The 19,478-nt window shown below is 68.9% G+C and carries 22 protein-coding genes; 8 read left to right on the top strand and 14 right to left on the bottom strand.

All coding sequences use genetic code 11. The features are described from left to right. Positions 1-36 precede the first annotated feature (36 nt). Positions 37-795, top strand: a complete 759-nt coding sequence (locus OXS49_RS26730) for a lysophospholipid acyltransferase family protein (protein WP_267427719.1) — start codon at positions 37-39, stop codon at positions 793-795. 67 nt (positions 796-862) lie between these two features. Then, positions 863-1,999 (top strand): glycosyltransferase family A protein, encoded by a 1,137-nt coding sequence (locus tag OXS49_RS26725; RefSeq protein ID WP_267427716.1) that lies wholly within the window; start codon positions 863-865, stop codon positions 1,997-1,999. A 26-nt stretch (positions 2,000-2,025) separates the two neighbouring features. Here the strand turns inward: OXS49_RS26725 and OXS49_RS26720 are convergent, their stop codons facing one another. Both OXS49_RS26720 and cutA read right to left on the bottom strand, forming a co-directional pair. Further along, the gene (locus OXS49_RS26720) at positions 2,026-2,625 is read right to left on the bottom strand and encodes a hypothetical protein (protein ID WP_267427715.1); all 600 of its coding nucleotides are present in this window, start codon (positions 2,623-2,625) and stop codon (positions 2,026-2,028) included. Between the two features lie 143 nt (positions 2,626-2,768). Further along, complete coding sequence (gene cutA, locus OXS49_RS26715; RefSeq protein WP_267427714.1) at positions 2,769-3,113, bottom strand: divalent-cation tolerance protein CutA; 345 nt, start codon at positions 3,111-3,113, stop codon at positions 2,769-2,771. A gap of 160 nt (positions 3,114-3,273) precedes the next feature. Between cutA and OXS49_RS26710 the strand changes: the two genes are divergently transcribed. Next, complete coding sequence (locus tag OXS49_RS26710; protein WP_244006262.1) at positions 3,274-4,041, top strand: NAD kinase; 768 nt, start codon at positions 3,274-3,276, stop codon at positions 4,039-4,041. Positions 4,042-4,043: 2 nt separating this feature from the next. Further along, a complete protein-coding gene (locus tag OXS49_RS26705) occupies positions 4,044-4,526 on the top strand; it encodes a GNAT family N-acetyltransferase (RefSeq protein WP_267427718.1) in 483 nt (160 codons plus the stop codon). Between the two features lie 56 nt (positions 4,527-4,582). Here OXS49_RS26705 and OXS49_RS26700 read toward each other — a convergent pair whose 3' ends face one another. The 6 genes from OXS49_RS26700 to OXS49_RS26675 all read right to left on the bottom strand — a co-directional run bounded on the left by OXS49_RS26700 (position 4,583) and on the right by OXS49_RS26675 (position 7,802). After that, positions 4,583-4,783, bottom strand: a complete 201-nt coding sequence (locus tag OXS49_RS26700; RefSeq protein WP_244006261.1) for a hypothetical protein — start codon at positions 4,781-4,783, stop codon at positions 4,583-4,585. Between the two features lie 39 nt (positions 4,784-4,822). Further along, on the bottom strand, positions 4,823-5,191 hold the full coding sequence (locus OXS49_RS26695) for a DUF6481 family protein (RefSeq protein WP_244006260.1): 369 nt from the start codon (positions 5,189-5,191) through the stop codon (positions 4,823-4,825). A 107-nt stretch (positions 5,192-5,298) separates the two neighbouring features. After that, complete coding sequence (locus OXS49_RS26690; protein ID WP_244006258.1) at positions 5,299-5,508, bottom strand: cold-shock protein; 210 nt, start codon at positions 5,506-5,508, stop codon at positions 5,299-5,301. A gap of 353 nt (positions 5,509-5,861) precedes the next feature. Beyond that, positions 5,862-6,989: a beta-ketoacyl-ACP synthase gene (locus OXS49_RS26685; protein ID WP_267427717.1), complete on the bottom strand. Its 1,128-nt coding sequence runs from the start codon at positions 6,987-6,989 to the stop codon at positions 5,862-5,864. 11 nt (positions 6,990-7,000) lie between these two features. After that, positions 7,001-7,468 (bottom strand): 3-hydroxyacyl-ACP dehydratase FabZ family protein, encoded by a 468-nt coding sequence (locus OXS49_RS26680; protein WP_267427710.1) that lies wholly within the window; start codon positions 7,466-7,468, stop codon positions 7,001-7,003. 25 nt (positions 7,469-7,493) lie between these two features. After that, positions 7,494-7,802, bottom strand: coding sequence for an acyl carrier protein (locus OXS49_RS26675; protein WP_168427441.1), 309 nt, complete (start codon positions 7,800-7,802; stop codon positions 7,494-7,496). 300 nt (positions 7,803-8,102) lie between these two features. On the opposite strand from OXS49_RS26675, the gene OXS49_RS26670 reads away from it, so the two are divergent. Continuing rightward, positions 8,103-9,221: an AI-2E family transporter gene (locus tag OXS49_RS26670; RefSeq protein ID WP_267427709.1), complete on the top strand. Its 1,119-nt coding sequence runs from the start codon at positions 8,103-8,105 to the stop codon at positions 9,219-9,221. Between the two features lie 7 nt (positions 9,222-9,228). Here OXS49_RS26670 and OXS49_RS26665 read toward each other — a convergent pair whose 3' ends face one another. The 6 genes from OXS49_RS26665 to OXS49_RS26640 form a co-directional block, all read right to left on the bottom strand. Then, positions 9,229-9,726: a thermonuclease family protein gene (locus tag OXS49_RS26665; RefSeq protein WP_244006252.1), complete on the bottom strand. Its 498-nt coding sequence runs from the start codon at positions 9,724-9,726 to the stop codon at positions 9,229-9,231. 163 nt (positions 9,727-9,889) lie between these two features. Further along, the gene (locus OXS49_RS26660; protein WP_267427707.1) at positions 9,890-10,516 is read right to left on the bottom strand and encodes a methyltransferase domain-containing protein; all 627 of its coding nucleotides are present in this window, start codon (positions 10,514-10,516) and stop codon (positions 9,890-9,892) included. Positions 10,517-11,052: 536 nt separating this feature from the next. Then, on the bottom strand, positions 11,053-11,949 hold the full coding sequence (locus OXS49_RS26655; protein ID WP_244006249.1) for a glycosyltransferase family 2 protein: 897 nt from the start codon (positions 11,947-11,949) through the stop codon (positions 11,053-11,055). Between the two features lie 324 nt (positions 11,950-12,273). After that, positions 12,274-13,008, bottom strand: coding sequence for an SDR family oxidoreductase (locus tag OXS49_RS26650; RefSeq protein ID WP_267427706.1), 735 nt, complete (start codon positions 13,006-13,008; stop codon positions 12,274-12,276). 1 nt (position 13,009) lies between these two features. Then, entirely contained in the window at positions 13,010-14,356 is a 1,347-nt protein-coding gene (locus tag OXS49_RS26645) for an FAD-binding oxidoreductase (protein WP_267427705.1), read from the bottom strand. A gap of 16 nt (positions 14,357-14,372) precedes the next feature. Further along, entirely contained in the window at positions 14,373-15,839 is a 1,467-nt protein-coding gene (locus OXS49_RS26640; RefSeq protein ID WP_267427704.1) for a UbiA family prenyltransferase, read from the bottom strand. Between the two features lie 400 nt (positions 15,840-16,239). Here OXS49_RS26640 and OXS49_RS26635 point away from each other — a divergent pair, with 400 nt between their 5' ends. From OXS49_RS26635 to OXS49_RS26625, 3 genes are read left to right on the top strand one after another with little or no spacing between them, the layout of a single operon-like run. Then, positions 16,240-17,169, top strand: coding sequence for an NAD(P)-dependent oxidoreductase (locus OXS49_RS26635; RefSeq protein WP_244006245.1), 930 nt, complete (start codon positions 16,240-16,242; stop codon positions 17,167-17,169). 48 nt (positions 17,170-17,217) lie between these two features. Next, a complete protein-coding gene (locus OXS49_RS26630; protein WP_267427701.1) occupies positions 17,218-18,507 on the top strand; it encodes an NAD(P)/FAD-dependent oxidoreductase in 1,290 nt (429 codons plus the stop codon). Next, positions 18,504-18,932 (top strand): GtrA family protein, encoded by a 429-nt coding sequence (locus OXS49_RS26625; RefSeq protein WP_267427699.1) that lies wholly within the window; start codon positions 18,504-18,506, stop codon positions 18,930-18,932. Before OXS49_RS26630 ends, OXS49_RS26625 begins: the two co-directional genes overlap by 4 nt. The last annotated feature ends 546 nt before the right edge of the window (positions 18,933-19,478 follow it).

Raw genomic sequence — 19,478 nt, 5'->3', positions numbered from 1 at the left:
CATCTCCCCAAGGTCTCCCCCGCGATCCGCCGCTTCATGGTGGCGTGGTTCGAGCGCTATCTCCACCGCCATCTCGACGCGTTGCGGATACCGCTCTGGAGCACGCCCCCCGACCGCGGCCACCGCGGTCCCATCGTGGTCTATTGCAACCATCCCGCGTGGTGGGACGCGGTCCTGATCATCGTGCTGGCCGGGCGCCTCTATCCGGAGCGGCCGAGCCGCGCGCCGTTCGACGCCGCGATGCTGGCGCGCTATCGGATCTTCGAGCGGATCGGCGCCTTCGGGGTCGATCTCGACAGCCCCCGGGGCGCCGCACAGTTCCTGGCGGCCGCCCGGACGATCCTGGCCGCGCCTGACGGGATGCTCTGGATCACCGCGCAGGGCCGCTTCGCCGATGCCCGCGGGCGGCCCCTGGCGCTACGGCCCGGTGTGGCCCGTCTGGCCGAACTCGCGCCCGATGCCCTGTTCGTGCCGATGGCCGTCGAATACGCCTTCTGGGACGAGCGCGGCGCGGGCGCCTTCGCGGCATTCGGCGCCGGGATCCCGGCCTCCGACCTCGCCGCCCTGCCCCGGCCGCAACGCCTCGCGCGGCTGGAAGCCGACCTGACCGCGACCCTGGACCGGCTCAGCGCCGATGTGATCAGCCGCGAGCCGACCCGCTTCCGTGCCCTGATCTCGGGCCGCAAGGGCGTCGGCGGCGTGTACGACCTCTGGCGAAGTCTCGCGGCCCGGCTCTCCGGCCGGCGCTTCGATCCGGCCCATCGCGCCGCGGACGGACAGGACCGCGCCGCGTGAGGGCTTCGACTCCATCCCGCACCCATGCGATGCAGGGGCCGGGCGGGATCCATCTCCGGCACGGACCATGACCGATTCGATCCTGACGGCCCTGGCTCTCCTGGGTCTCGCCCTGGCGCTCCTCCCGGCGGTGCTGACGGCGGTAAATCTCGCGGTCCTGCGCCGGCCGTCGCCGGAGGCGGATCCCGATCGCGTCTCGATCCTGATCCCGGCGCGCAACGAGGCCGGCAACATCGCCGCCACCGTCCGCGCGGCTTTGGCCAGCACGTCGGTGCCCGTGGAGGTGATCGTCGGCGACGACCATTCCACCGACGCGACCCCGGAGATCGTGCGGTCCATCGCCGATCCGCGCCTGCGCCTCGTCGCCGTGCCGGCGCTGCCCGAGGGCTGGACGGGCAAGAACCACGCCTGCTTCCACATGGCCGGCCTCGCGCGCGGGCGACATCTCCTGTTCATCGATGCCGACGTGCGGCTCGAGCCGGATGCTGCGGCATCCCTGGCGGCGCAGTCCCGCCGCACCGGCGCGGCCCTGATCAGCGGCGTACCGCGGCAGGATCTGGGCACGCCCGGCGAGATGCTGACCGTGCCGATGATCGACTTCCTGCTCCTCGGCTATCTGCCGGTGCCGCTGATGCGCCACCTGCGCGACCCGTCGCTCGGCGCGGCCTGCGGGCAACTCGTCCTGATGGAGGCCGCGGCCTACGCGGCCACGGGTGGCCACAGCGCGATCCGCACCTCACTGCATGACGGCGTCCGCCTGCCGCGCCTGTTCCGCGCGGCCGGCCACCGGACGGATCTCGTCGCCGCCGCGCCGCTGGCCACCTGCCGGATGTATCACGGCTTCGCGCAGGCCTGGGCGGGCTTCTCGAAGAACGCCCACGAGGGCATGGCAACGCCCCGGGCTCTGCCGGTCTGGACTCTGCTGCTCGGGGGCGGTCAACTCCTGCCGCCGCTCCTCGTCCTGGCCGGCCTGCTCGGCCTGATCCCGACCGCCGCCCTGATCGCCGCCGCTTCTTCCCTCGCCCTCTCCCTGGCGACGCGAACGGCCATCACCCTGGCGGTCCGGGCGCCGCTCGCGACGATCCCGCTCCACCCGGCCGCGGTCGCGGTGGCGCTGGCAATCCAGTGGAACGTGCTGCTGCGCCGGGAGCGGGCCGGGGCCGCCACCTGGAAGGGCCGCAGCTACCCGGTCCGCGGGGTCTGAAGCCGCCCCGATCCGGCGCGCGAAAATCATCGCTGCGCGGGCTGGCACGGCTCGGTGCCGCGCCCTTGCGTCTGCGGCCTCAGCGACACGAGGAGCTGCACGGTCGGCGCGTCGCCGACCTGCCGGGTCAGGTGACCGGCCCGGCTATCCGGACCCTGCGGTTTCGACCCCGAATCGGCGTTGAACTGGATCTCGCCGGGCCCCTGCTCCATCACCGTGCCGTCGGTGGCCTCAACCGACCAGCGGCCCGACAGGGTGACGACCCATTGCGGGCCGGGCGCCGCGTGCCACGGCCCGACATAGCCGACCGGAAGCACCGCGTAGGCGATCGATGCCACGTCGCCGGGCGGCGCGCCGACATATTGCGGCGGTGCGGGCGGCGCGTAACTCTGGAAGGCGAAGTTCTTGAGATCGCAATACTGGACGTGGCTGCGCCCCTCGGCATCGGCGTAGAGCACGCCGTACCGTAGGGTCGGTGGATCGGCGGTGGCGAGGCCCGCCGGCCCGGATGGCGCCGGCGCGACATTCAGCGCGGGCGTATCTCCAGCCGCCCGGGCGGCCCCGCCGCCTGCGAGGACCGCGATCAGGAGGGCTGCGACGCGCGCTCTGCAGCTCGATGACGCCATCGTTTCACACCCCCATCCGGCTTGCCGCGAAGACCGCCTCGTCAGCAGCCGCCGGCGATGCGACAGCTTCCCTGCGCCTGACAACGCGATCAGCTCCGGGGACTCGGACGGGTGCGCGCGCGCGCCGCACCGGCTTCGTCGGGTCACGCCGGGCGATGCGGCGGCGCCTCCAGGCCGGGCTCCGCCAGGATCCAGGCCGCCGTGTCGGCGTCCGCTCCGGCGACCGGCAGATGCAGGATGATCGGCGTATCGTAGGGATGGCGCGCCTTCAGGGCGGCCGACAGGGCATCGGCCAGCCCTTCGCGGCTCTTGAGGATCGCGGCGACTTCCTCGCTCCGCTCCACCGCACCCTTCCAGCTGTAGACCGAGCGCATGCCCGGCAGCACGTTGATGCAGGCAATCAGCCGTTCGCGGACCAGCGCCTCGCCGATGTTGAGGGCCGAAGCGGCATCCGGAAAGGTGGTGTAGACGAGAAGCGGACGCTCCATGCTATGCCTCCAAGTCGCACAGTCCAAGTCACGCAGTCCCGGCGAGTGAGGGGCATGCGGGGCAGCGACGTCAACCGGGCGGTTCGCTCATCAGCACTGGAGCCGTGACGTGATGACGCCCGACGCGACCTCGACGCGACCGCCCGGCCTCACCTGACCCATGCCGCATTCCAAAAAAATCGCCTTCGTGGCGAGCCCGACCGGCTACGCCCGCGAAGCCGCCGCCGCCCTGATGCGCCGCTACGACCACGTCCCGCCCGAGGAGGCGGATGTCGTTGTCGCGCTCGGCGGCGACGGGCTGATGCTGCAGGTGCTGCATCGGTTCATGGACAACCCGAAGCCGATCTACGGGATGAACCGCGGCACCGTCGGCTTCCTGATGAACGAATTCCGGGACGACGACCTCCTGGAGCACGTGGACGCCGCGCAGCGCAGCGTCATTCATCCGCTGGTGATGGACGTGCTCGACACGGAAGGCCGCTCGCACCGCGCCCGGTCGATCAACGAGGTCTACCTGCTGCGCCAGACCCACCAGACCGCCAAGCTGAAGATCGCCGTGGACGGGAATGTCCGGCTCGACCTGCTGATCGCCGACGGCGTGCTGGTCGCGACGGCAGCCGGCTCGACCGCCTACAACCTCTCGGTCGGTGGCCCGATCCTGCCGCTGGATGCCAAGCTCCTGGCGCTGACGCCGATCTCGGCCTTCCGGCCCCGGCGCTGGCGCGGCGCCCTCCTGCCGGATTACGCGAAGATCCGGATCGACGTGCTCGACGCACCCCACCGCCCGGTGGCGGCGGTGGCCGACCACACGGAGTTCCGCCGGGTCTGCACGGTCGAGACGTCGCTCGACCGCACCACCGAACTGGTGCTGCTGCACGATCCCGGCCACAGCCTCGACGAGCGTATCTTGCGCGAGCAGTTCGGGTGAGCGTGCAGATCAGGTCCGCCGCGGAGCGCGATCACGCGGCGATTGTCCGGATCATCCTGCCGACCATCCGTGCCGGAGAGACCTACGCCCTCGACCGCGACCTCAGCGCGTCGGACGCGCTCACGTATTGGACCAGCGCCGACCGTAAGACCTATGTGGCCGAGCAGGATGGAGCGGTGCTCGGCACCTACTACCTGCGGGCCAACCAAGCAGGCGGCGGTGCCCACGTCGCCAATTGCGGCTTCATGACCGATGCGGCGGCAGCAGGTCGCGGGATCGCCCGGGCCATGGGCACACATGCCCTCGAACAGGCGCGCGCGCAGGGCTTCACCGCGATGCAGTTCAATTTTGTTGTGAGCACCAACGTTCGGGCCGTGCGGCTTTGGGAAAGCCTCGGCTTCGCGGCGGTGGGCCGGCTCCCGGGAGCCTTCCGGCATCCCGGACTCGGATCTGTCGATGCCTTGGTGATGTTCCAGACGCTCTGAGACCAGCGCGCCGCGGGAGGGCTCCAGATCCTGGAGGCCTCCGCGCCGCGTCCGCTTCAGGCCTGCGGCGCAGCCACGAGATCGCTCTCGCGGATCGCCCGTTCCCCGCCCTGGGTGCGGATCCGGTAGCTCGGCTCGCCCGTCTGGTCCGCCGGCATCAGCCGCAGCACCTCGAACACCTCGCCAGCGCCCCGGTCACCCGGGAGTCCGAGCTGGGGCCGGCAGACACGCTCGCCGATCTTGAATTTGTGAGACATGCCGAACTCCTGGATGCGGCGTCGATAGGCCGAGGCGGCTCAGCGCTTCTTCTGAGCCTTCGCCTTGCGGGCGAGGTAGCGGGCGTCGCGCTGGAGCTTTTGCTCAGCCTGCAAGGCCTTGGCACGCTCCTGAGCGGCGAGCTGCTCGGCGTGCTTGCGCTCGATCTCGGCGAGGCGCTCGGCCTCGGCCTGAGCGGCGGCACGCTCGAGTTCGGCCTGACGCTGGGCCGTACGCTCGGCGGTTCGGGCATCGCGCGCATCGACCACGGCGCGGCGGGCGGATTGGCGGGCGAGGACCACCGGATCATCCGCGGACGGGCGCGCCCGGAACCGGGCCAGCATTTCCGACCGCGCCTTGGCGGCCGTCTCAAGGCGATCGACGACGCCCTGCTTGTTAGGAAAGCTCACAGACACTCCTGGGTCGGGCGCAGCGAAATCCAGCGCCCCGGGGGATTGTAGATACGAAGAAGCCGCTCCTTCTGAAGCGGCTTCGACGCGAAACGTTCGGATGTGGATCAGGCCGTCTGGAGCTGACCCGCGGACTCCTTGCCGCTGCGGCGGTCGGTCTCCAGCTCGTAGGTGACCTTCTGGCCCTCGTTCAGGCTGCGCATCCCAGCGCGCTCGACGGCCGAGATATGGACGAAGACGTCCTTGCCGCCGTCATCCGGCTGGATGAAGCCGTAGCCCTTGGTCTCGTTGAACCACTTGACGGTTCCGGTGCTCATGGAAGTCCTTGATCTTCGCAGGCGCAGTGAGAAAAGGCGCCTGCCTGGAGGGCATGACGCCGTTATCGACCGATAGCGATAGGAAAGTCAGAACCGCCCTGCGAAGGCGTAACGGTCCAAGATATCCGGACACGTGCCGATCCCGTATTGTTAGACCCTTTGCGCTGTCTTGGCAAGTGCTGAGAAATATTTCTTATGATGCCGGCCTGGTTCGGCGCGCATTTGTGGCGTCAGAACGATGGTAATGCCCCCCGAGCAGCCGTCTGAGAGCCGACCGGGCGGAGTTCAACGGAGGCGGCGAGCCTAAGATCTGTGTTCCCGCGCCGACATTTGGACGTATCGGTGCCTTTGGCTCAGATCGCGCCGAGGCGCAGCACACCCTCGCCGCGGCGATGTCCCACCGCTGTCACCGCCACCTCGCGGGCGCGGCCGGCAGCCACGAGGGCGGTCCCCAGGGCGGCCCCGAACGGTGCCGTCACTTCGAGCCCGTGGCCAAGCACGTCGCCGAGCGCCTGGACGCGGACCGTCGGCGCAAGCCGCGCCAGGGCGTCCCGCTCCTCCGTGGTGATCGATGCGAGGCCGGTCGCGCCGGACAGGACGTGATCGGGTGCGTCGAGCCCGGCCTGCCGCCACAGGACGTCGAGACTCGCCGCGACGCTGCCGGGCCTGCGCCGGGTCCGGTCGCTCGCCACCGCGTCGAGTCGAGCGAGGGCGCGGGCGCCCCGGGCGGCCGCGTGCGCTTCCGATTCGAGCATCAGGAAGGCCGCGCAGCTGCCGAGGATGAACCCGCCGGGCTCCCCGCGCGCGAAAACCGGCCGGTAGCCGTCCCGGGCGAGGAAGCCGCCCATGGCGTGGATCACCAGCACGTCCGGCCGCTCGGCGCTGTACGAGCCGCCGACCAGGATCGCGTCGATCTGTCCGGACGCCACCCGCGCCTGGGCGATCCGCAGGGCGTCGACCCCGGCGGCCTCCTCGCCCATGAAGGTCCGCGAGGCCGCCGTCACCCCATGGACGATGGCGATGTTGCCGGCCAGCAGGTTCGAGAGCTGGGCCAGGAACAGGGTCGGGCGCAGATCGTTCTGGAGCCGCTCGTTCAGGTAGGCGCCCGGGTCGGGGGCGTCGCGCAGGCCGGTCAGGATCGCACCATCGGCCGCATAGTCGCGCTCGCCGCCGCCCGCCGCCACCACCAAATGCAGGGCTTGCTTGAAGGCCGCGTCGTCCTTCACGCCTGCGGAATCGAGGGCGAGGCCGGCGGCATAGACGCCGAGCCGCTGCCACGCCTCCATCTGGCGCTGGTCGCTGCGCTTGGGGATCTGATTGTCCCAGGCGATCGTGGGCGCCGGATGCACCGCATACGGCGCGAAGCTCTCCGAATCGGTCCGGGGCGGCGCCCCTGTGTCGAGGGCCGCGAGATGGGCCTCCACGCCCTCGCCCGCGCAGGAGACGAGGCCGAGGCCGGTGACGACGACGGGGCGGTTCACGATTCGGCCCGTCACGGCTTCACCGGATCCGGGAACAGGCCGATCGACCGAGCCCGTTCCCGCATGGGCGCGTCGAGCCCGTCCGGGAACGGCATGGTGCGGAAGCGCAGTTCGGCGTCGCACAGCGCCTTGCCGGCATGGCTGATCGCGGCCTTCGTCACGGCGTAGCCGGAGCCGTCGTGCTCCAGGCTCGCGGTCACGAGGAGGTCCGCCCCCGGCCCGACGAAGGACCGGAACCGCGCCTTGTCGACCCCGGTGAGGAACGGCATCCGGGCGAAGTCGAGATGGGCGAGCACGAGGTAGCCGGAGGCCTGCGCCATGGTCTCGGTGAGAAGCACGCCGGGCACCAGGGGATGGCCGGGAAAATGCCCCTCGAAGACCGGGCTCTCTAGCGGCACCCGGGCGAGCGCCTCGATCCGGCCGGCGGCCCGGTCGAGAAGCCGCACGGTATCGATCATCTCGAAATATTCGAGGCGCATGGCGGGACGATCAGCCGGCTTGGTGTCAGACCTTGGCGGCCTTTTCGGCCACCAGGCCGTCGATGCGCGCGCACAGGTTCTTGAGCACGAAATACTGTTCGGCCGGGACCTTGCCCTCGTTGACCTCCTGGGTCCAGCGCTCCAGCGGCAGCTTGATCCCGAAGGCCTTGTCGACCGCGAAGGCGATGTCGAGGAAGGCGAGGCTGTCGATGCCGAGATCGTCGATGGCGTGACTCTCGGGGGTGATCTTCTCCCGCGGGATATCGGCGGTCTCGGCAATGATGTCGGCCACGCGCTCGAAGGTGGCGCTGCCGTGGGCGGGCTCGTCGGACATGTCTTCTCGCGGGCTGGACGGATTCCGGATCGGTCGGGCGGGAGCCCCCTCGCCACCGGACAGCCCGGTACGCCCCGCGCGACCATCCTCAGCGTCTACGGGCCCCGATACGCGGCCCCGTGGGATGGCGGCGACCTCTACACGAGGGTGTCAGGGGCGGCAACCTTGGCGGACCGCGCTGCGTTTCAGCGCCAGTCCACAGGTGCGCAATGCCGCGCGTGCGGGCATCTGTACCGCTTTCGCCCCGTTGGTCCTCGCTGAGGGACGGGACGGCAGCCGCGTTCCAGGAGATTGAGACGGATGCCACCGATCACCAAACCCGCGCGTCCGCCGGCACGGATCGAGGAGGCGCCGCTGCCGCCGCACGAGCGGGCACGCTCGCAGGGGGCGGCCCGGGTTCTGCTGGTCCTGGCGCTCTCGGCGCTCGGCCTGTGGATCCTGCACCGGTTCCTGCCGGCGCTGGCCTGGGCGGTGGTGCTGGCGATCGCCCTGTTCCCGGTCTACATCCGGCTGGAGCGCCGCTTCCCGCCCGGCAAGCACAACATCCTGCTGCCGTCGCTGATGACCGCGGCCGTGGCGCTGGTCTTCCTCGCGCCCCTCGCGATCCTCGGCGTCCAGGCGGCCCGAGAGGCCCACGACGTGGCCGAGTTCGTGCGCAACGCCGAAGCGAACGGCATCCCGGCGCCGGAATTTCTTCAGCACCTGCCCTACGGCGCCGCGCAGGCGACCACGTGGTGGAACGACAACCTCAACCACGCGCAGGCGGGCTCCGACCTGCTGCACCGGTTCGAGAACGACTCGGTGATCGGCACCTCGCGGAATGTCGGGCGGGAGATCGTCCGGCGGGTCGTGCTGTTCGGGTTCAGCCTGGTGGCGCTGTTCTTCCTGTTCCGCGACTGGCGCACGGTACGGGATCAGTCGCTGACCGCCTGCCAGAAGCTGTTCGGGCCGCGGGGCGAGCGCGTCGCCCGCCAGATGGTCGCCTCGGTGCACGGGACTGTGGACGGACTCGTCCTCGTCGGTCTCGGCGAAGGCGTCCTGCTCGGGATCGTCTACTACTTTGCGGGCGTGCCCCACCCGGTGCTGCTCGGCGCCTTCACGGCCGTGGCGGCGATGATCCCGTTCGGCGCCGCCCTGGCCATCGCGATCGCGGCGCTGCTGCTCGTGGCGGCGGGCGCGACGAAGGCCGCCCTCGTGGTGGCGGTCGCCGGCCTGGTCGTGACCTTCGTGGCGGACCACTTCGTGCGGCCGGCCCTGATCGGCGGCACCACGAAGCTGCCGTTCCTGTGGGTGCTGCTCGGTATCCTCGGCGGCGTCGAGACCTTCGGCCTGCTCGGCCTGTTCGTCGGCCCGGCCGTGATGGCGGCCCTGGTGCTGCTCTGGCGGGAGTTCACCGAGGGCCAAGACAAGAAGGCTTGAGCGGTTCCTACTCGTCCGCGCCGGCCGAGGCTTCGACCCGGCGCCGGTCGTTGCGCCAATCGGCCGGCTTCTCGAAGGTGCCGGCCCAGATCCCGCGGCGGGTCGCCCAGGCGCGGCCCTCCTGCGCGACATAGGCCGTGGTTCCATGGCGGCTGGCCAGCGCGAAGCCCTGGCCGGCCATCCAGGCCGACAGATCCTCCCCGTGAACGTGGCAGAGGCCGACGAGACGCCCCGCGATTGCGGGCTCCTGCCGCTCACAGGTCACCACGGCGCCGGCGATCCGGGCGCGCAGGGCCCGCGCGGCCTCGCGGCCGCAGCGGTATTCCCGGCCCTTGTCGGTCTCGCAGCTCTGCGCAGTCTCGGGCGCATCGATGCCGTAGAGGTGGAGGCGGGCGCCTTGGACCTCGATCGTATCCCCGTCGATCACGGTCGCCGGGCCACTGATCGTCCCCGCGGCGGCAGCGGAGCCGCACAGGAGGAGCAAGGCGAGCGTCGATCTGATCATGACGAGGGGTCCACGGTGGCGGCGGGCGCGTGTCGGGGCTGTCGGCGCGCGGGGGGCGGCTCAGGCCTGACGAAGCGGCGACGCTCGCAGATCAATGTGGCGAATTTGACAAGACGCAGCCAAGGGCGCCCCGGGCCGGCCGCACGGAACGGGGCGGAACGGTTTACCGGCGCGCGAACGCCCAGACGGTCACCGGAAAATCCCGCTCGTTGTGGAGCGGCTTGTACCAGCCGAAGCGCGGCCACCGGCGGAAGTTGGCGCGCACGCAGGCCCGGTTGCCCCACGAGGCGGTCTTGATGTTCTGCGCTTCGAAGCCGCATTCCTGCAGGAGGTAGGACATGCCGGTCTCGGTCCAGCGCGAGCAGTCGATCGGGCTGTCGTGCAACCGGATCAGGAACGGCGTCGTCACGATGAAGGTGCCCCCGGGCTTGAGCATCGAGAAGACGTTCTTCCCCGCCCGCTGCGGCCACTTGAGGTGCTCGAACACCTGATCGGCGATGATGAGATCGAACTGCCGGTCGAGCCGGCCCTCGCAGATGTCGAAGGCCGGGTAATCGGCCGCCGTGTAGGACTTGAACTGGAACCTGCGCTTCCATTGCGGGCCGGCCGCGATCTCCAATGTGTCCAGCTTGCCGGGCGAGAGGCTCTCGATGAACGAGAAGCACTCGCGGTACATGACGACGCGGACCCAGTCCGTGGTGTCGTAGCCCAGCTTGTTGAGGACCGAGCGGGCTCGGTCCCGCCCGCCCATCAGGCCGGACACCCTGTCGGCGACATCCACGTTGGCCATCCAATCACTCCAGTACCCTGACTGCGGCGCGGTCTTACCACGACCAATCAGGCGATGCCGCTATACCGCCAATACGAATTTCCAGGCCAGGACAATGCGATGTGTGAGACTACCTTTGTGTGCATCGACAGATCCCTCGCGCTCTTGGCACGACAGGCCAACGATGGTTAACGCAACCTCAAGAGGCGGCAACACACCCGGCCTCAAACCCAGGAAAGATAGACAGATCGTTAGCCTGAATGAAGCAGCACTTAGGCCTATTAACAAGTTTCGGCCAATTACTTATGGTCGCTAATATTAATACGACCCTCCGATCCCGCGAAGATTGCGGAATACGCGTCTGACTCGGTGGCATAGGGGCCACTCACGACGGCGGATACGCCCGCCCTGCGGGTCGAAGCCGGACGATCGTCACGAAGCTGAAACAGACGCCGTGACATCGCGCGTTCCGGGTCGCCGCCCTGGGAAGAACAGTCCGCAAGAGGCGTGCCGAGCGCCCTCATACCGAGCCGGTCTTCGCTTTGGCGAAGAGCGCCCTAGCCCGCCCTCCGCTGGTCCAGCAGGGCCACCGCACGCGGATCGATGCGCCCGCGAAGGAGGTCGCGCAAACCGAGCAGGTTGCCGAAGAGCCTGCCGCGTCGATCCAGATAGGGCTCGGGCGACACGCTCCGCGTCACGTTCATCCCCATGTTGCGGACCATGAGGAACAGCGCATGGCGCCACTTCATGCTCCCCTTCCGGATCAGGTAGATCGGGTTGACGATCTGCGAGTAGCCGAACTTCTTCCCGGGTGTCCGGCCCATCTTGATCCCCAGATGCACGCCGGAGATCGCGGACACGTCGACGATCTTCCCCGACTTGCTGAGCTGATGCGAGAAGTCGACATCCTCCAGCCAGCCGTAGAGGGGCAGGTTCTCGTCGAATCGCACAGCCCGCGCGTGTTCGAGGCGGATCGCCATGTTGCAGCCGTAGCCGACGATCTTGTCCCGCACGGTCGCCGGGCGCGCGGGATCGGCCGGCGTCTCGTCGAGCATCCGATTCGCCTCCGCGACCGGTATGCCGGGGCCGATGATCCCGTCCTTGATGATGTGGCCGTTGGCCAGCGCGATGTCGGGCCGCGCCTGCATGATCGTCTCGATCGCGTCGAGATACTGCCGGTGGACGAAGAAATCGTCGTCGATGATGAGCAGGATGCCGGCTTCGTCCTTCAGGAGGTCGAGCATCGCGTTCCGCTGCGCGCAGGAGCCCTTCGTCGCCCGGATGTGGATCAGGTCGAGGGTGCGGTCGAAGTCCGGGGTCTGATAATCCTCGTCGTCCGGCGTGCAGAGGATGACCCTGTCCGGGCGCCGGACCTGCCGGCTGAGATGCGCGAGCGTGTCGCTCAGGATTCCCTTCCGCCCAGCGCTCGGAATGCCGACAAACAAGCGGGTCATCACGCGTCTCTCTCTCAAGCCTCACGCTACGAGACCGGCGGGCCTCGACGCGGCGTGCGGCACGATGATCATCGCCCTTCAGGCAATCCCCGCCCCGAGGAGCAGACGATTTGAAAGTGTCGTACGTGGCCTTGGGATCTCCCACCCATTGGGAAAACAAGTCCCTGGCGCGCAAGAGAACGGTTCTCTAGCAATCTTCGATCCGCGCGATGGAAGGGGGCTTACGGCATGGCCCGGATTTATCAAGCCGCGAATCCTGCGGAGATCCGTGGCCATCCGATCCCCGGGTCAGGGCCGCCCACCAGGGCGTCCGCTCCCGGTCGCTCACATCGAGAGACGCTTGAACACGGTTTCCGGCACGCTCCGGATCACGGTCATGATCAGCCGCCAGATCGGCCGGACATAGATCACGTCCCGGCCCTTGGTCACGGCGGTGAAGATCGCGTCCCCGACCTCGCTCGGTTGCGCGGTCAGCGCGGGCGGAAGCTTCATGCCGGCCGTCATGGCGGTCGCCACGAAGCCCGGCTTGACCGTGACCACCGTCACGCCCTTCTTGAACAGGCGGTTGCGCAGCCCGGCCAGGAAGGCGGTGAACCCCGCCTTGGCCGAGCCGTAGACGAAGTTGGATTGCCGGCCGCGGTCGCCCGCCACCGAACTGATGCCCACGATGCAGCCGCTGCCGCGCGTCCCCATGCGCCGGGCCGCGGCAAGGAGGTAGCCGGCCGGCCCCGTGTAGTTGGCCGCCATGACGGCGTTCGCGGCGTCGAGGTCCGCTTCGCTCTGCGCTTGGTCGCCCAGCAGGCCCACCACCATGACGACCACGTCCGGCAGCGCCGGGAGCCCGTCGAAGAAGCGCTCGGCCGCGCCGTCCGTGGCGTCGAATTCGACCGCCTCGGCCACAACCTTGAAGCGGATCCGCAGGTCGGCGAGGTCGTCCGCGAGGGCGTCGGCACGCCGCGCCGCGAGGGTCACCGAGGCCCCGCTCTGCGCGAAGCGCCGGGCGACGGCGCGGCCGATATCCGAGCGCGCACCGAGGATGAGGACGGACTTTGGCGTCACGCTAGATCTCCAGACGATCGGACAGGGCCGACCGGAAACGTCCGTCGAGGCCGTAGCGCCGCCGGACCGCATTGAACTGCTCCAGCCGGGGATAGCCGGCGCGCAGCATCGGCGCGCGCATCCGCGCGTCCTTGGCGAGGTAGAGCCGGCCGCCGGCCTCGGTGACGATCCGGTCGAGCCGGTCGAGCAGCGCGAAGGTCTCGGGGTTGGCCGGGAAATCCAGGGCAAGGGTGTAGCCCGCGCGCGGGAACGAGAGGTGGCCGAACGACTCGTGGCCGAGCCGCTTGAGCACCGCCAGGAAGGAGGCCTGCCCGACCCGGGCGATCTCGGTGAGCAGGGCGGTCAGCCCGTCGCGGCTGGTCTCCAGGGGCAGCACGCACTGGTACTGCACGAAGCCGTGGCGCCCGTAGATCCGGTTCCAGTCCTGGATGGCGTCGAGCGGGTAGAAATAGGGGTCGATGTCGACCACCTTTCGGCCCGGCTTCTGTAGCCGGTAGTAGACTTGGTTGAACAGCGACACCGAGAGCCGGTTGAGCGCCACGGTCGGGAAATCGACCGGCACGCGTTTGCCGCGGGGCGACGGCCGCGCGAAGGGCGTGGCCTGCTCGGCCGGATCGAGATCCTGCGGCGCGGCATGCTCGCCGAAGATGATCACGGACCGGCCGAGATGCGCGCCGGAGGCGAGGCAGTCGATCCAGGCGACCGAGTAGGTGCGGGCGGAACCGGACTCGAAGATGTCGATCGCGGTCGCGAGGTCGGGGGCGCGGACGGTCTCCTGCAGGATCTTCGACGAGCGCACCGGGATCAGGCGGAACGTCACGGTCAGGAGGGTGCCGGTCAGCCCCATGCCGCCGCAGGTGGCGGCGAAGAGATCCGCGTTCTCCGCCCGTGAGCAGGTCAGGATGGTGCCGTCGCCCAGCGCGAGGCGGGCCGAGAGGACGTGATCGCAGAACGAGCCCGCGCCGTGGTGGTTCTTGCCATGCACGTCGGACGCCACCATGCCGCCGACGGTCACGAACTTGGTGCCGGGCGTCACCGGCGGGAACCAGCCGCGGGGCGTGAACACCGCGACGATCTCGCTCAGCAGCGCGCCGGCCTCGCAGGTCAGCTCCCCGGTCGCCTCGTCGAACGCGATGAGCCGGCCGAGCCGGCGCATGTCGACGGTCAGACCGGGGCCGAAGCTGGCATCGCCGTAGGAGCGCCCGTTGCCCCGGGCGATGAGCGGCCGGGCCGGCGCGCGCGCGACCGCCGCGGCGGCGGGGTCGGTCGGCGCCGCGACCTCGCAGTCGCGCCGCGGGTAGCGTCCCCACCCGGTGAGCGGGACGCGCGTACGGTCGGGTTCGGACACGGGGGGACTCGGGCTGTCAGAGGGAGATCGCCAGCACGGCCGCGACGCAGGCGCCGGTCGCGAGGCTGATGCGATCGGTGAGCGCGTAGACGACCGGATCGCTGTGGAGCTGGTCCCGGTTCGAGAGCAGGAACATGCGGCTGATCCAGTAGATGAGCAGCGGGCAGATCAGCCAGAGCCGGTTGGGATGGGTGTAGAGCGCGGCCACGTCCGGGCTCGACATGTACAGCGCGAAGACGAAGACCGAGCCGTAGCCCGCCGCCGCGCCGAACGGGAACAGGACGCGCAGGTCCTCCACCGAGTAGCCACGCCCGGCGAGAGTCTTCTTCTCGCCCGGCTGTTCGCCCTGATGGTTGGCCGTGAGTTCGGAACAGCGCTTCACGATCGCGAGGCTGGTGAACAGGAACAGCGAGAACATCAGCAGCCAGGGCGTCTGCGGCAGGCCCAGGGCGGCGACGCCGCCGAAGACACGAATTGCGTAGAGGCCGCCCAGCACCACGATGTCGATCATCATCCGGCGCTTGAGATAGAACGAGTAGGCGAGCGTCAGGACGAGGTAGATCAGCAGGGCAAGGCTGAACTTCACCGGCAGCCCGAACGAGAGCACGAAGGCGCCGGCCGCGAGAATCGCCGCCAGGACGACCCCGTACAGCACCGGCACCGCGCCCGACGCGAACGGCCGCCGGGACTTGCGCGGATGGATCCGGTCGGCCGGCAGATCGAGCAGGTCGTTGATCAGGTAGGCGCTCGACGCCGCCATGCAGAAGCAGACGAAGGCGGTGAGCGACGCGAGCGTGCTCGCCGCGTCGAAATGGTGGCCGGTGACCAGCCCCACGAAGACCAGGGCGTTCTTGGCCCATTGGTGCGGGCGCAACGCTCGGACCACGTCCCGGGGCTTGACCCGGGATTCCGCGACGATGCGCGCATCCGGGAATGCCGCCCGCACCTTCTGCGAGAAGTCGCCGCCGTGCGCCACCGCCAGCACATTGCGCGACGCCCGCCAGACCGGGAAGTCGACGGCTGCGTCTCCGACGTAATCGAACCCCTTCTCGCCGAACTCGGCCACGAGGCGGCGGGCCTTCGCGTCGCCGGCCAGATTGACGCCCGCTTCGGTCGAGAACACCCCGGCAATCCCACCGACCCGCTCGGCCAGCGCCTCGACGAGGCGGCGGTCCGAGGCCGACGCGATATAGACCGGGCGTCCGGCCGCCTGCGCGTCCCGGATCAGCGCCACGGTCTCCTCGCGCAGCGGGATCGTCGCGATGCTCGGGTCGGCGCGCTCGGACAGGTGCTGCTTCAGCGCGGCCTTGCCTTCCGTGAACAGCCAGTGCGGCAGCCGCCAGGCCTCGAGCGGGAAGCGGGCCAGGAACTGGAGCGCCGACTCGTAGAGAAGGTCGCTCTTGATCAGCGTGCCATCGACGTCGACGACAAGCGGGACGTCGTTGGTGCCCACGTCCCGGATCGCGGCGCTCGCGGCGCTCATGCGGGCACTCTCAGCAAGTGATGTCCTACTGTTAAAGTGGTCACTTCCTACAATCTTCCCGCCGAATTAGTGGAAAATTGGATGGCCGCATATCGGGAAATACGTGAACTGGACAGGCCAAGAATGTCAAGGCTCGGAGGGGCGGCGATCCCGATCGAAGCGCCCCGCGGTGCGCGCGGTAACAACTGAGAGTACTCCGCCGCGACCGCGTTAACCCCGCGGCGATCCGGGATCAGCAATTTCTATACATATTCCAACCGTTTCTGGTTGAAACGATAACGATATTTCCTTGGGACATAAGCTAATGCAGGCGTTCCAGTCGAATGGGCGTCCTTGCTGACCCGGAGTATATTCGATAGGGATCCCGCGAGCAGCGACTTGTATCGAGAGATTTTCGCGAATGGGACGTGTCTTGATCACGGGCGGTGCGGGCCTCGTCGGTCAGAACCTCATACCGCGCTTCAAGGAGCGCGGCTTCACCGACATCGTGGTGATCGACAAGGCGGCCGCCAATGCGGCGATCCTGAAGGAGCACCATCCCGACGTCGAGGTCATCGTGGCGGACCTCGCCGTCGATGACGGCTGGCAGGACAAGCTCGCCGGGCTCGATGCCCTGGTCCACGCGCATGCCCAGATCGGCGGCCTCGTGCCGGAGGAGTTCGTACGCAACAACGTCACGGCCAGCGAGCGCGTGATCGCGGCGGCGAAGCGGCACGCCGTCCCCTACATCGTCAACATCTCCTCGTCGGTCGTGAACTCGCTGGCGGTCGACGATTACACCGAGACCAAGAAGGCGCAGGAGGCGCTGGTCCTGGCCTCGGGTATCCCCCAGATCGTGCTGCGGCCGACCCTGATGTTCGGCTGGTTCGACCGGAAGCATGTCGGCTGGCTCGCCCGGTTCATGGAGAAGATGCCGGTCTTCCCGATCCCCGGATCGGGCCGCTACCTGCGCCAGCCGCTCTATGTCGGCGATTTCTGCAACGTCATCGTCGCCGCGGTGGAGCGGCGGATGACCGGCGCCTTCAACATCACCGGCCAGGAGCGGATCGACTACATCGACCTCGTCCGAGAGATGAAGCGGGCAACCCAGGCCCGCACCCAGATCGTGCGCATCCCCTACCGGATGTTCGCGCTGCTGCTGCGCGTTTACGGGCTGTTCAGCAAGAACCCGCCGTTCACCGAGAAGCAACTGAAGGCCCTGTCGACCCCCGACGTGTTCGAGGTGATCGACTGGCCGAAGATCTTCGGCGTGCGCGCGACGCCGCTCGCGAGCGCCTTCGACGAGACGTTCCGCCACCCGGTCTATTCCAAGATCGCGCTGCAATTCTGAGAGCCCGATGATGCACGTTCGCTGCTTGCTCGCGCGGGAGCCCGCCTGATGGCGCGCCTGATCGTGATCGGCGCCGGGGCGATGGGCCTCGCCGCGGGTTACCATGCCGCCAAGGCGGGACATCAGGTCGAGGTGCTCGAAGCCGGCCCGGAGGCCGGCGGCATGGCCGCGCATTTCGACTTCGACGGTGTCTCGATCGAGCGGTTCTATCACTTCGTCTGCAAGACGGATGCGCCGACCTTCAAGCTGCTCGACGAGATCGGCCTCGGCGACGCGATGCGCTGGCGCAAGACGACGATGGGCTATTTCTCGGGGGGCAAGCTGCATCCCTGGGGCGATCCCATCTCGCTGCTGCGCTACCCCAACGTCAGCCTGATGGCGCGCCTGCGCTACGGCCTGCTGGCCTTCGTATCGACGCGGCGCGAGCGCTGGGACGCGCTGGAGACCCAGAGCGCGAAGGAGTGGATCACCCGCTGGTCGGGCCGGGAGGTCTACGAGAAGCTCTGGCGGCCCTTGTTCGAACTCAAGTTCTACGAATACGCCGACAACGTCTCGGCCGCCTGGATCTGGACGCGGGTCAAGCGGATCGGCCGCTCGCGCAAATCCCTGTTCGACGAGCAGCTCGGCTACATCGAGGGTGGCAGCCAGACCCTGGTCGACCGGCTGGTCGAGCGCATCGCGGCGATGGGCGGGTCCGTCCGCCTGTCGACGCCGGCCAAGCGCGTCGTCACCGAGGGCGGCCGGGTCACGGGGGTCGAGGCCGCGGACGGGTTCCATCCCGCAGACGCGGTCATCTCGACGATGCCGACGCCGTTCGTCTCGGCGGCGGTGCCGGACCTGCCGGCGGACTGGAAGGCCAAGTACGACGCGATCAACAACATCGGCGTCTGCTGCCTGCTCTTCAAATTGAAGAGGCCGGTCACGCCCCACTTCTGGGTCAACATCTCCGAGCCGGACGTAGCGATTCCCGGCCTGATCGAGTTCTCGAACCTGCGGCCGATCCCGAACGGCGAATCGATCGTGTTCGTGCCCTATTACATGCCGGTCACGAACCCGAAATTCTCCTGGGACGACGAAAGGCTGCTCGACGAGGCCTTCTCGTATATCCGCCGGGTCAATCCCGCGATCGGGCCGCAGGACGTGCTCGCCCGCAAGGTCGCGCGGCTGCGCTACGCCCAGCCGATCTGCGAACCCGGCTTCGCCGCCAAGCTCCCGCCGGTGCAGACTCCGATCGCCGGTCTGCAGATCGCCGATACCTGCTTCTACTATCCCGAGGATCGCGGGATCTCGGAGAGCGTCCGGCTCGCCGAGGAGATGGTGGCGAGGATTCCGGCATGAGCGAGCCGGCGACGGGCGGGGGCGAGGGGCGGCAGCTCGCGAGCTTCGTCGTCACCGGCGGCATCGCGGCGCTCGCCAACGTGGCGACCCGCTGGCTCTTGAGCCTCGCCATGGTCTACGAACTCGCCGTGACCCTGGCCTATCTCGTCGGCCTGACCACGGCCTTCGTGCTGGCGCGGCGCTACGTCTTCGCCTCGACCGGAAGCTGGATCGGCGAATATGGCCGGTTCGCCCTGGTCAACGTGTTCAGCTTCCTGATGGTGCTTGGGGTCAGCGTGGGTCTGGCGCGGGTGGTCTTCCCCAGGATCGGCTTCACGTGGCACGCCGAGGATATCGCCCACCTGATCGGCGTCGCGAGCCCGATCCTGCTCAGCTTCTACGCCCACAAGTACTTCTCGTTCGGCAAGCGGGCGCAGCGGGCCTGAACGACGGCGGCAATCCGCACGCTCGCACGCCCCCTCTCGCGGACCGGTGCAGCGCCGGTGGACCTCGATCCGGGGGCCCGCTCAGGGAAAGCCGCGCCGGCGTCGCGGATCGATCCCGACCCGCCAACCGGACATGGTATCGGCGTTCGCCACGAGGGCCGACTGCGCGTCCCGCTCCCCCTTTGCGTGACGACATGCACAGATCGCGCTCTGGCTGTGACACGCGTCCTCCCTCCCCCGCAGCTTCGATGTTCACAGATCTCCGGTGGACACCGACGCTGGCGGCAGAGCGCGACAGGCCCCCTTTCCCGAGCGGGAGAGGTCTGCTCTGGCAGAGAGCCGGGTGAGGGACGAGAAGGCTCAGGTTCGAGCACGCGATTACGGTGCGTGCAGGGGGCGCCGTTTTCGGGAACGTCACACCCCTCACCCTGTCCCTCTCCCTCCAGGAGAGGGGACCCGCGCCTTATCCGAGAGCCCCAGGGGCCGGTCGAGATGTGTGAATCCGGTAGCCCGAAGAGCGGGAGGGAAAGATCCGCGCCTGTGATC

It is taken from the genome of Methylobacterium sp. GC_Met_2 (assembly GCF_026540795.1).
GTDB lineage: Bacteria > Pseudomonadota > Alphaproteobacteria > Rhizobiales > Beijerinckiaceae > Methylobacterium.
Note: the sequence above shows the minus strand (reverse complement) of the source record. Positions and strands in the feature narration are given on the sequence as shown.

What these genes read in the sequence shown, in the direction of transcription:
- OXS49_RS26665 (WP_244006252.1), bottom strand. Translation starts at nt 9,726, where the DNA reads ATGATCAGATCGACGCTCGCCTTGCTCCTCCTGTGCGGCTCCGCTGCC.
- OXS49_RS26625 (WP_267427699.1), top strand. Translation starts at nt 18,504, where the DNA reads ATGAGCGAGCCGGCGACGGGCGGGGGCGAGGGGCGGCAGCTCGCGAGC.
- OXS49_RS26710 (WP_244006262.1), top strand. Translation starts at nt 3,274, where the DNA reads ATGCCGCATTCCAAAAAAATCGCCTTCGTGGCGAGCCCGACCGGCTAC.
- OXS49_RS26700 (WP_244006261.1), bottom strand. Translation starts at nt 4,783, where the DNA reads ATGTCTCACAAATTCAAGATCGGCGAGCGTGTCTGCCGGCCCCAGCTC.
- OXS49_RS26655 (WP_244006249.1), bottom strand. Translation starts at nt 11,949, where the DNA reads ATGACCCGCTTGTTTGTCGGCATTCCGAGCGCTGGGCGGAAGGGAATC.
- cutA (WP_267427714.1), bottom strand. Translation starts at nt 3,113, where the DNA reads ATGGAGCGTCCGCTTCTCGTCTACACCACCTTTCCGGATGCCGCTTCG.
- OXS49_RS26640 (WP_267427704.1), bottom strand. Translation starts at nt 15,839, where the DNA reads ATGAGCGCCGCGAGCGCCGCGATCCGGGACGTGGGCACCAACGACGTC.
- OXS49_RS26725 (WP_267427716.1), top strand. Translation starts at nt 863, where the DNA reads ATGACCGATTCGATCCTGACGGCCCTGGCTCTCCTGGGTCTCGCCCTG.
- OXS49_RS26730 (WP_267427719.1), top strand. Translation starts at nt 37, where the DNA reads ATGGTGGCGTGGTTCGAGCGCTATCTCCACCGCCATCTCGACGCGTTG.
- OXS49_RS26675 (WP_168427441.1), bottom strand. Translation starts at nt 7,802, where the DNA reads ATGTCCGACGAGCCCGCCCACGGCAGCGCCACCTTCGAGCGCGTGGCC.
- OXS49_RS26690 (WP_244006258.1), bottom strand. Translation starts at nt 5,508, where the DNA reads ATGAGCACCGGAACCGTCAAGTGGTTCAACGAGACCAAGGGCTACGGC.
- OXS49_RS26670 (WP_267427709.1), top strand. Translation starts at nt 8,103, where the DNA reads ATGCCACCGATCACCAAACCCGCGCGTCCGCCGGCACGGATCGAGGAG.
- OXS49_RS26720 (WP_267427715.1), bottom strand. Translation starts at nt 2,625, where the DNA reads ATGGCGTCATCGAGCTGCAGAGCGCGCGTCGCAGCCCTCCTGATCGCG.
- OXS49_RS26630 (WP_267427701.1), top strand. Translation starts at nt 17,218, where the DNA reads ATGGCGCGCCTGATCGTGATCGGCGCCGGGGCGATGGGCCTCGCCGCG.
- OXS49_RS26660 (WP_267427707.1), bottom strand. Translation starts at nt 10,516, where the DNA reads ATGGCCAACGTGGATGTCGCCGACAGGGTGTCCGGCCTGATGGGCGGG.
- OXS49_RS26680 (WP_267427710.1), bottom strand. Translation starts at nt 7,468, where the DNA reads ATGCGCCTCGAATATTTCGAGATGATCGATACCGTGCGGCTTCTCGAC.
- OXS49_RS26635 (WP_244006245.1), top strand. Translation starts at nt 16,240, where the DNA reads ATGGGACGTGTCTTGATCACGGGCGGTGCGGGCCTCGTCGGTCAGAAC.